The 10362-nt window shown below is 39.0% G+C and carries 9 protein-coding genes and 1 tRNA gene; 7 read left to right on the top strand and 3 right to left on the bottom strand.

Features of this window, described 5'->3' with window-relative positions; translation table 11 throughout:
* Positions 1-145: 145 nt before the first annotated feature.
* The 6 genes from PK547_02330 to PK547_02305 all read left to right on the top strand — a co-directional run bounded on the left by PK547_02330 (position 146) and on the right by PK547_02305 (position 4000).
* On the top strand, positions 146-1084 hold the full coding sequence (locus PK547_02330) for an RluA family pseudouridine synthase (protein HPR91549.1): 939 nt from the start codon (positions 146-148) through the stop codon (positions 1082-1084).
* Positions 1085-1173: 89 nt separating this feature from the next.
* Positions 1174-1608: a 50S ribosomal protein L19 gene (gene rplS, locus PK547_02325; GenBank protein HPR91548.1), complete on the top strand. Its 435-nt coding sequence runs from the start codon at positions 1174-1176 to the stop codon at positions 1606-1608.
* A 74-nt stretch (positions 1609-1682) separates the two neighbouring features.
* A tRNA-Leu gene (locus tag PK547_02320) sits at positions 1683-1764 on the top strand.
* 35 nt (positions 1765-1799) lie between these two features.
* Entirely contained in the window at positions 1800-2345 is a 546-nt protein-coding gene (locus PK547_02315; protein ID HPR91547.1) for a hypothetical protein, read from the top strand.
* A 20-nt stretch (positions 2346-2365) separates the two neighbouring features.
* Positions 2366-2941, top strand: coding sequence for a hypothetical protein (locus PK547_02310; GenBank protein HPR91546.1), 576 nt, complete (start codon positions 2366-2368; stop codon positions 2939-2941).
* Between the two features lie 3 nt (positions 2942-2944).
* The gene (locus PK547_02305; GenBank protein HPR91545.1) at positions 2945-4000 is read left to right on the top strand and encodes a trypsin-like peptidase domain-containing protein; all 1056 of its coding nucleotides are present in this window, start codon (positions 2945-2947) and stop codon (positions 3998-4000) included.
* 40 nt (positions 4001-4040) lie between these two features.
* On the opposite strand, the gene PK547_02300 is transcribed toward PK547_02305, so the two are convergent.
* Positions 4041-4955, bottom strand: coding sequence for a sortase (locus PK547_02300; protein ID HPR91544.1), 915 nt, complete (start codon positions 4953-4955; stop codon positions 4041-4043).
* A gap of 1 nt (position 4956) precedes the next feature.
* The gene (locus PK547_02295) at positions 4957-5982 is read right to left on the bottom strand and encodes a CAP domain-containing protein (GenBank protein HPR91543.1); all 1026 of its coding nucleotides are present in this window, start codon (positions 5980-5982) and stop codon (positions 4957-4959) included.
* Positions 5983-6241: 259 nt separating this feature from the next.
* On the opposite strand from PK547_02295, the gene PK547_02290 reads away from it, so the two are divergent.
* Complete coding sequence (locus PK547_02290; GenBank protein HPR91542.1) at positions 6242-8803, top strand: hypothetical protein; 2562 nt, start codon at positions 6242-6244, stop codon at positions 8801-8803.
* 48 nt (positions 8804-8851) lie between these two features.
* On the opposite strand, the gene PK547_02285 is transcribed toward PK547_02290, so the two are convergent.
* Positions 8852-10243: a hypothetical protein gene (locus tag PK547_02285; GenBank protein ID HPR91541.1), complete on the bottom strand. Its 1392-nt coding sequence runs from the start codon at positions 10241-10243 to the stop codon at positions 8852-8854.
* Between the last annotated feature and the right edge of the window lie 119 nt (positions 10244-10362).

Here is a 10362-nt window from a genome sequence, read left to right as displayed (position 1 = left end):
CCACTAATAAGTTTATAAAGATAAAAGTTAAGAAAGTTTACAAAGTAAGGATGAATTACAGAATTTTGTCATTTTTGTGATATTGTTAGATTCCGCACACTTGACAAACTTTAAGAACTTTAAAAACTTGATAAACTAACAGCGCATGGACAAGGAAATAAAAGTAGAGGGAGAAAGCATGAACAAGCGGTTAGATGTTTATTTAACCAAAAAACTAGAGGGCGAATTTAGCCGGAATCAAATTATAGCCGCTATTAACGATGGCTTGATAACAGTGAATGGCAAAACAGCCAAACCTAAATATCTAGTAAGAAATAATGATCTTGTAAAGATTAGCGGTTTAGAAACTTCCTCCGCTTCAGTTCCACTCAAACCAGTAGAGGGCAAATTAGACATTATCTATGAGGATGAAAACCTAATGGCCCTAAATAAGCCCGCTGGTCTTAGTGTGCACCCAGCCGAACAGAATAAGGATGAGATTACTTTAGTTAATTACCTCTTGGCTTATTACCCCGATATTAAGACCGTTGGCGAAGACCCGTTACGTCCAGGCATAGTCCATCGTCTAGACAAAGAAACTTCGGGAGTAATCGTGGTAGCTAAAAATCAGGAAACATTTTTAAAACTTAAAAACATATTCAAGAGACATCTTTTGCAAAAAACGTATTTAGCGTTAACGGTGGGCATTTTTAGGGATAAAAGCGGTTGTATTCACTACCCTATTGCTCGTTCTAAAACCTTTGGAAAATTTAGGCGCGCCAAGCAAGAAGAAATTGCTGACGGTTTAAAAAGTAGGGAGGCCCACACCCAATACAGGGTCTTGCATGAATACCAAAATAACTATAGCTTAGTAGAGGTTACTCCTTTGACCGGCAGAACCCATCAAATTAGAGTGCATTTTGCTACTATCGGAAGGCCCATTGTGGGAGACAAAATTTATGGTTCTAGTTTGGACAAACTCCACCCCCAAAGACAATTTTTACATGCCTCGCGGTTAAGTTTTACCTTAAAGCAAACACGTTATTCATTTTTTTCCCCTCTTCCCGCCGACCTAATCACCCTATTACAAAAACTAAATAATTAAAAAGGCGGCTAGGCAGGACTTGGCAAAGTCTACTGTTTATGCTAAGATACGGAAGTTTTTGAACTGTTTTCCTTATTTTATTAGATTTTATGGCAAAAAAAATTTCTATTGAAGATATCAAAAAAAAGTTTGACTCTTCTCGCTGGCCAGAAATACAAACTGGAATGATGGTAAGAATCACTCAACGCATTAAAGAGGGCAAAAAGGACCGCTTACAGAGAGTGGAAGGACTGGTTATTGCAGTAAAACACGGTCATGAACCAGGCGGCTCTATAACTATTCGAAGAGTAGTAGAGGGTGTGGGTATAGAATGGATAATTCCCTTAATGACTCCTAATATTGAAAAAATAGAGGTCTTGCAAAAATCTAAAGTAAGGCGCGCTAAGTTATATTACATTAGAGAAAGGTCCCAGAAGCAAATTAGGGCTGCTCTTAAAAATACTCTAAATGTGGCGCATAACGATACGAGCCCTAAGCAAGCAACTGAAGAGGATAAAGTTAAAGAAGAGGTTAAAACAGAATAAAAAAGAGTCCCGCAAGGGACTTTTTAAGTTGAATAAAAGGCAGGATTATGTTAATAATGATACAGTGAATCTTTGCCCAGGTGGCGGAATTGGTATACGCGTACGTTTGAGGTGCGTATGTCGTAAGACTTGAGGGTTCGAGTCCCTCCCTGGGCACTTAGTTTATTATTTGTCCATTATATCTGTCTATTATGAACAAGAAAATTACACAAGCCTTAGTTTTGGTCGCCATTGTGTTACCATTAACTGCTCTCACAGCCCAAGCCGTGTGTCCTGTTTGCACTATCGCCATCGCGGCCGGTTTAGGGCTATCTCGCTGGTTAGGCATAGATGACCTTATTACTGGCACCTGGTTAGGCGCTTTGGTTTTAGCAGGATTGCTTTGGTATAACAACTCCTTAATTCGCAAAAATAAGACTGCCAATCAAATACTGATTAGAGATGTCATCGGTCTCGCGCTAGTTGGTCTCTTTGGTATTTGGCCACTTTACTATTTTAAAATAATCGGCGACCCCTTAAGGAAAATTTGGGGAGTAGACAAGTTATTAGTTGGCATGGTTGTGGGATTGGCTGTTTTTGGTTTGGCGCAAATTATAGATAAGCTTCTGAGGATTAAAAAGGCTGGTAAGGCTTTATTCCCCTATCAAAAGGTTATTATCCCTCTCACGCTACTTTTAATTACTAGCTACTTGCTTTATTGTTCACCTCTTTGTGGTGCTTTAAAAATCGCTCGCTAATTTAATTTATTTTTAGGACTATGGAAGAAGATATAAAAATAAAAGAGTTGGTTAAAAAAATTTCCGAAGTGCAAAATAACCAAAAATTTGATTTATCGTCTGATGAAGATTTGAGCATTGCCATCATGAATTTGATTAGTATAGAAGAGCATCTTTTTTTCACGGCCGAAAAGACAGAAAATCCCAAATATTTAGATTTGCTTAACCAAGTGCGTGAAATGCGCAAAGAGTTATTGCAAAAAATCGTCAAAAATCCAGAGGGAGAAATTTGGTGTATTTCCAAGCATCTCTTGGCTGGAACTATGCGTCTGGAAGAAGTGGGTACCAAAGCTCTGGGCAAGGGTGATAAGGGGCAAGCTCAAGATTTATTTAAAAAAGCCTATCAATTATATTCCCTTTTTTGGGGACTGAATCTTCAATTAGTTAGTGTCGAGGATGTCAAAGCCCAAGCTGACGGTAATTTTAATGCCGCTGCTATTAAAGATACTCCCCAAGAAAGTATCCCCTCCTCCCAAAAAGATAGCCCTAAAAAAATAAACTTTCTTGAGACTTTGGGAAGGGTATTAGCCAAAGCTATCGATTGTTGCAAAGAATAAATTATGAGAAGTGAATATTCGTTAACCATAAGGGCTGCGGAAAAATCTATCCCATCGGTAGTCGGAGTTTTGGTAACCAAACATATCTCTTTAATAGAAAAAGAGTGGGGTGAAAATGCTTTGCAATACAATTCCCCTGTTTTTAATTATTTAGGCAAACAAGAAAAGATAGATGAACATGGCATGGTAAAATTAGCTGGTTGCTCCGGATTTTTTATAGATCAAAGAGGAACGGTATTAACTAATCGGCATGTAGTCTCCGATTCTAGCTCAGAATATACTATTATTTGGAATAACCGTGAATATCCGGCTAAGATTCTAGCTATAGATGAAATAAATGACTTGGCTTTTTTAAAAATAGATGCCCAAAAAACTCCTTATCTGTGGCTGGGCGATTCTAGCCGAGTCCGGTTAGGACAGACAGTGGTAGCAATAGGCAACGCCTTGGGAGAATTTCAAAACACAGTTTCTCGCGGTATCATCTCCGGCCTCTCGCGCTATATTACTGCGGACACCATCAACACCTTGGGCAAGAACGAAACTCAGAAAATTAAGGGGCTGATTCAAACCGATGCCGCCATTAACCCTGGAAATTCAGGCGGACCGCTTATAGATTTGCAAGGCAATGTTATTGGCATAAATGCAGTAGCGATTATGGGCGTAGAGAATATTGGCTTTGCTATTCCTTCCAATAAAGCTATCCGAGCCTGGCACGATTTTCAAAAATACGGTAAGCTTATAAAACGTTCCCTGGGTTTTAAATACATCCTTCTTGACGAGGAGCTGCAAAAAAAACATAATTTTAAAACAAGCGTAGGCGCCTACATTCCCTTCGAGTGTGACAGCCAAGAAGATAATTTAGAGAAGGGCAGCTTGGCAGACAGAGCCGGTATAGAGAGGGGGGATATTATATTGGCTATAAACAACCAAAAAATAACTTTAAACAATCTTCCCGAATCAGTGATGGAGCACCTTGACGTTGGCGATAGATTAATTTTTACCGTTATGAGGCAAGGACAAATATTAAAAATAACCGCTACACTTTCTTTAACTGAATAATAATATACCAAATAAAAAAATACTCCGTGAGGAGTATTTTTTAATCTTCGGTAATTAATTCTCCTTGCACTGCCATTCTTTTGGTGCTGGCTCCTAAAGGCCAGCAACTTTGTAAAATCACAGTAGGTTTATTCCTCTTCGGCAAGGCTTGTTCGGTCGTTAGCCCATTGTTTTTGTTTAAAGGAATAAACGTTTTTTTAGCTACAACCTTGAAAGCATAAATATGCCCTTCATAATAAACAAAGAAGGGGTCGCCATAATTTAATTCATTGAGAAGAGAAAAGACAGAGCGGTAATCGCCCGGGTCCCAAGGATAGGCAGAACTGTGCCCGAGAATAATAGAATAACCGCTGCCGGGATTATCAGAGCCAGGAAAAAGAACTACTCCTTTTCTTAAATTATCGTAAATTAGACTGAGGTTTTTAGACGAGGGAGTTAGTAAGGGGGCTTGCACATTAAACTGGGGAATAAAGACAAAATTTTTATTCGGATACCTAGCAATTAAGGATTGCCAGGAAGTCTGATTTTGCTGCCCAGACGCGGGAGTGGTAGTAACGGCTATGCTTGTTTTAGTAGTAAAACGAGAAGTGGACGTGGTCGACAAAGAAAAAATTTCCGGGAGAAAGGTTTGCACGAGTTGAATAGGATTTGAGACTGATGGTAATGAAGGGCTCATCTTTGGAAGCGATTCTAATGGAGTAAGGTAAGTTTTTAAAATAGTAGCGCGGTTCTCGGCTTTATAAAGTTGCCAAGAGTTTAAGTTGTTAGGATTAATGAGGGCCAAATTAACGGGGCGGTTGATTTCAAATAAAAAATAATGATAGACGTCTTTTATTTGATAAGCAACCAAACTGAAAAATGAACGCCCGCTTAAGATGAGAAAAGCGCCAATGAAAAAAATGCAAAAAAAATATAAAATATATTTGAACCCAATGAACTTATTGTGTGTACCCATGCTAAATATTCATAATAGCTGGCGTTTCAAATAAAAAGCCATGGTTAACAAAAGTATAGGCTAAAGCAATAGCCAATATAGTTACCAGACGTCCAAGCAAAGCCAAAGCATTTTGTTTGTTATTAAAGTTTTCCATCAAAATCCCAATAACTAGCATCCCCAGAAGGGCCCAAAATGCAACCATTAATGTGGCATTAATTTTATGGATTATGCCAAATTTGAGAGTACTGGCTAAGGCCGCTTCTGATAAATAAGAAGGGGTATTTTCAGGGGGTGTTTCTAGACCGATAATACGACCTGCAGTAGTTGTTGCTTCAAGCGTAGGCTGGGTGGTAGTCACAAGAATAGTCGTGCTTGTGGAGATGATTTTGGTTGTCGGTACCGGCTTAGCAATGGTGGTAGTTACTTTAGCAGAGGAAATTTTAGTAGTAGTGGTGGTTTCGGCAGCAGAGGCTTTGGGAACAAGACTACTAGATTCAGATTTAGGAGAGCCAAACATCTGAACTACTACTACCCTGTTCATGCCATTCACTTGCCCGCTCAAGACTGCCACTCCAATATCTTCATAATGCGCGTTGAGAAGATTGGCCTTGTGAGAAGGAGAATTTAGCCAACCGTCCATAACTTGGTCCGTCTCGCTAAAATTCATAGCGAGATTTTCTCCTGCATATTTGTAATTATAACCATTTTGTTTTATCCAAAACCAAGGGGAAACGTTGGTAGGGCTGAAATGAGCAAAATAACCGCCTTTAATCATGTCGGCTGCTTTAGCCGCAGCGGCAGCAGTGAGTTCTGAGTTCACAGCAAGTGGTTTTAAGCCCTCCTTAATTCTAGTTTGATTGGTCATCTCTACTATGAGGTTGCCAGAAATATCGGCAAATAGCTTCGTTTGGGTAATATAAAACCAGCTGAGATTAAGAAAAATGCCGGTAAATAAGAAAATTAAAACGTAGGTTGAAATAGCCTTGTCTGAGAGAAATTTCTTTGTTAAACGAATGTATTTGGCGCTGATTTCTTTTAACAACATAATAAAGTAATTAAAAATAGGGTTTTTAAGCTTCTATTGACAAATCACTTAATATGCTTTATAGTATAATAGATATTTATAAAAGTCAAGCCTTTTTATTATAGCATAAGGTATTAGCAAAAATTGGTTTTAAATAACTGCTATTGGGTATAAATGGGCATTTTCAATTATTCACTTCTTGCCTATTGACAATAATAAATATCAATGTTAATATAATAGTGTATAAACTTTAAACAGTCTTTAACTTTAAATGTTATTTATGAGAAAATCTATTACAAAAATTCTCTTAGTTTTAACCTTAAGCCTCGCTTTTGTAGGCCTTTTTGGGTTACAAGCCCATGCTTTAACCACTAGCACCAACGATTGCTACAATGGTACTACCACCAAAGTTCCCTGCACGGTAAAAATTGGCAGTATTACTGTTGGTAATTATACAGATAATGCTAACACTAAAGAGGGATTAGGTTATATTGCCCCGGGAAGTAATGTCACCATTTCTTGGTCCAATGTTTCTGGCGCTATCAACCAAATAAACCATTACGAAGTTTATTCTGGTTGCAGTGACGCCGATGACCCCGCTAATAGCATATCTACTTATAATTTCCCTATTGGCAATACTCCGGCTGGAGTGCAATCCATTAATTGGACTGTGCCCAACCAGAAATATTGCAAGATTTGGGTTTATGCCAAGAGCTCCAATAGTCCCTACATGATGAATGCTATTGGTGTTTCCAATACAAGATTTATTAATACTGTAGCAGGAAAAACCGGCTGTTCCTTTACTGCTACTGCCAGCCCTAGCTATTTGGGAAGAAATGATACTCAAGTATATATTTCCGCTACTAATGCTAATGGCACCGGTTCTTGTTCTGGCACAGGTTATTTTACTCAAACCAACGCGAATACTGCTTACACTGTCACTTGCCAGGGAGATACTAATCACAATTCCTGCTCCAATACCGTGACTGTTCAAAAAGATACTACTATTGAAAAAACACCTTGCACGGTTACCGCCGCCGCCAGCCCTAGCTATTTGGGAAGAAATGATACTCAAGTATATATTTCCGCTACTAATGCTAATGGCACCGGTTCTTGTTCTGGCACAGGTTATTTTACTCAAACATCCTCTTCAGCAAATTATTCTATAAATTGCTCTGGCGATGTTAATCATACCGCTTGCGCTAGTAACGTAGTGACTGTCCAAAAAGATACCAGCGTAGATACTCCTGCCCCTACCGTCACAATTACCGCCAATCCCTCTACTATTACTAATGGCCAAGCCTCTACTTTAAATTGGTATTCCAATAATGCTAATTACTGTATGGCCTCTGGAGCTTGGAGCGGAAGCAAAAATACTTCGGGTTCAGAAACTGTTTACCCTACCAATACCTCTACTTATACTATCGTCTGCTACGGTAGTAATGGATTACAAGCCACCTCTCAAGCCACTATTATAGTAAATGGAACTGTTGCCCAAGTTCCTGTAGTAACTTTAAACGCTACTTCGCCCATTACCGCCGGTAGTGCTACTAATTTAAGCTGGTATACTTCCAATAATCCTACGGTGTGTACTGCCACTAGCACTAATAATCTTTGGACTGGTTCCAAGAATGTTTCTTCTGGCAATGAAAGCATCACCCTTTACAACTCTGGCACTTACACTTTTACCATTACTTGCGCTAATAACTCCGGTGATAGCAGCGATAGCGCTACTGTTGTTGTCAATAACTATCAACAAAATGTAACTGTTGACATAACGGCTTCTCCTACTTCTGTGAGTGCCGGTCAAGCCTCTACTTTAAATTGGTATTCCAATAATGCTAATTACTGTATGGCCTCTGGAGCTTGGAGCGGAAGCAAAAATACTTCGGGTTCAGAAACTGTTTACCCTACCAATAACAATAACAATTACTCTATTACCTGTTATGGCAATAACAACCAGGCTAACGATAGCGTTAATGTTTATGTTAATGCCCAGTTGCCAACAGTTACTTTAACCGCTAATCCTTCATCGATTACTAGCGGACAAAATTCTACTTTAACTTGGTATGTTTCTAATGCTAATTACTGTACAGCTTCCGGCGACTGGAGCGGCAATAAAAATACTTACAATGGTTCTGAAACTGTTTCTCCCACCAAAACTACTAATTATTACTATTTAGTTTGCACTAATAATTATGGCAGTAACTCTGCTACTGCTATTGTTACCGTGGGTGGAAATTATTACTACAACTCTAACGTAACTTTCTCTAAAACAGGACGCAACTTGTCCAACGGAGATAGGGTTTATTCTGACAATATTTCTACCGCCGGTGGTGAAATTATAGAATTTGTTATCACTGTGGGCATAAATGATTATACTGGCGCCAATAATGTCGTCGTGACAGACTCTTTACCTGCTTATCTAGTTTATCAACCAGGCACTACTAAAGTAAACGGCGTATCTGTTGCCGATGGCTTAACTGGCTCTGGCTTGTATTTGGGCAACCTTAGCCAAGGCACTACTAAAACTATTACTTTCCAAGCGTTAGCGCAAAAAGCTAACTATGGCACAACGGTTACTAACACTGCTCAGTTTAGGGCCGATAATGCTTCGGCTTTAAGCGACGGCGCCAATGTGGCCTATAACAAGGGAACTGTGTTGGGCGCCGAAACTGTAGATACTGGACCCACTCAGGCAGCCTTAATATCTTTAACCATCGCATTAGTTTCCACTGGCTTAGTGGCTTATGCCTATAGCAAAAACTCCAAATTCCAAACTTTATTTGAAGGCGCTAAAGCAAAAGCTATCAATTCCAAAATTGCCCATTGGCAGCTCTAACAACCAACTAATTAAAAAACCACCTTTGTCTAAGGTGGTTTTTTAATTCTAATCGCTAACTAAGGTTTTTAAATTTTCGTTAAGGGTAAACAAACTGTCTTTGTCGGGGGCGATAGCGATGTAACCTAATTGATTTATAACAACAGCATCGGGCTGAACAAGAATGATGCCATATTTTTTCTTTTTATCAAAAAGCAGTGGCTTCACTAGACTAAATAATTTTGCATAGGTATTGATATTTTTCTTAATGGGCAGTGATTCCCGAGAAGTAAGACAAACCTTATCTAAAAAGTTAGGACCGTATAAATATTTGCCCAGTTCATAGACATGCGTACCACCCGTGCGCCGCATATTAGATTCAACGGCATAAATCTGTTTATTCTTGCCCATAACAGTATCGATGTCATAAATGCCTCGATAACCCAATTCTTTGAGGGCCTCGCCAAAACGGGCACCGTCTTCTATTAAATCGTGAATGGCCAGTTTGTTAGAATCTAAAAGCTCCTTGCCCAAATAAATACCATCAAAGCCCCCTTTTGCATTTATCCACTGAGCACAGATATAAGAAAATTGAACTTTGCCATTGATCTTGAACTCAATGCTGGGAGTGCCATCAAAAAAACTCCTGTCCCTGTCTATCGCCTCTTCCACTATAAAATTTTCCTCATACCAAATTCGCTCTTGATGGCGACTCAGTAGATATTCTTTAAAGGCTTTTTCGTCTTGGGGCAAGTCTTTGTAATTATAAAAAACTATGCCTACTCCGGAGGCACCGCGGTTGTATTTAAAAATAAAATTCTTTTTTTTGTAATAAAACCAGCGCGCTGCAGTAATAGCCTCTTCAACATCATCGACAATAAAACCTTGCGGAATCTTAATAGGACTATTATAATCCAGAGCTTTATCCCAGATAGTCCTAAAGCCAATTTTACAATTATGATGGTGGTGAATAAAGCGGTTTTCCCTGTAAACAGTTTCGGGAGTATCAAATTGCAAATTCTTTTGGCGAAGAAGGGACAATAAATCAAAAAATTCCTCCGTGGGATAGTAAGGCACTAAATGAATACCAGGATTGTCTTTAATAATTTGGACTATTTTTTTTAGCAGCCCTGATTCTTCTATAATGTCAGCGCTCAGCCTTTCTGTAGGGCGTTTGGGCGCCAAAACCACTAAATTTTTATAGCCAATCCTTTGGCGCAGGTCGTCTATATATTCTTGAGACGGTTTGGTAGAAACTACCACCGCCTTATTATCGCCTAGACAAACCAGAGCCCTTTCGGCTTCTATAAGGTCGTAATTAATATGGGTTTTTCTCTCGTCATCTGGCAAATTGTAATATGCCTTATAATAAACTTCCGCTATATTGCTGATAAAAAGGTTCTCCAATTTGTGGTTCCCGCCAGGCTTGCTATCCCCCCTCGTCTTTGTAGTTTTTGTCATTAGAATAATTTATCCGAAAAGTAGTATAACGTATTTCTATTCTCTGTCAACACTGTGAAACATGTTTCACACCAGTGTTTCACGTGAAACATATATTAAAAACGCCGGCATTATTGCCG

Source organism: Candidatus Paceibacterota bacterium (assembly GCA_035404205.1).
Taxonomy (GTDB): Bacteria; Patescibacteriota; Minisyncoccia; order UBA6257; family JAVHQB01; genus JAVHQB01.
Note: the sequence above shows the minus strand (reverse complement) of the source record. Positions and strands in the feature narration are given on the sequence as shown.

Bases quoted from the DNA above. Each gene is read 5' to 3' on its own strand.
- PK547_02330 (HPR91549.1), top strand. From the start codon at position 146: ATGGACAAGGAAATAAAAGTAGAGGGAGAAAGCATGAACAAGCGGTTA.
- rplS (HPR91548.1), top strand. From the start codon at position 1,174: ATGGCAAAAAAAATTTCTATTGAAGATATCAAAAAAAAGTTTGACTCT.
- PK547_02315 (HPR91547.1), top strand. From the start codon at position 1,800: ATGAACAAGAAAATTACACAAGCCTTAGTTTTGGTCGCCATTGTGTTA.
- PK547_02310 (HPR91546.1), top strand. From the start codon at position 2,366: ATGGAAGAAGATATAAAAATAAAAGAGTTGGTTAAAAAAATTTCCGAA.
- PK547_02305 (HPR91545.1), top strand. From the start codon at position 2,945: ATGAGAAGTGAATATTCGTTAACCATAAGGGCTGCGGAAAAATCTATC.
- PK547_02300 (HPR91544.1), bottom strand. From the start codon at position 4,955: ATGGGTACACACAATAAGTTCATTGGGTTCAAATATATTTTATATTTT.
- PK547_02295 (HPR91543.1), bottom strand. From the start codon at position 5,982: ATGTTGTTAAAAGAAATCAGCGCCAAATACATTCGTTTAACAAAGAAA.
- PK547_02290 (HPR91542.1), top strand. From the start codon at position 6,242: ATGAGAAAATCTATTACAAAAATTCTCTTAGTTTTAACCTTAAGCCTC.
- PK547_02285 (HPR91541.1), bottom strand. From the start codon at position 10,243: ATGACAAAAACTACAAAGACGAGGGGGGATAGCAAGCCTGGCGGGAAC.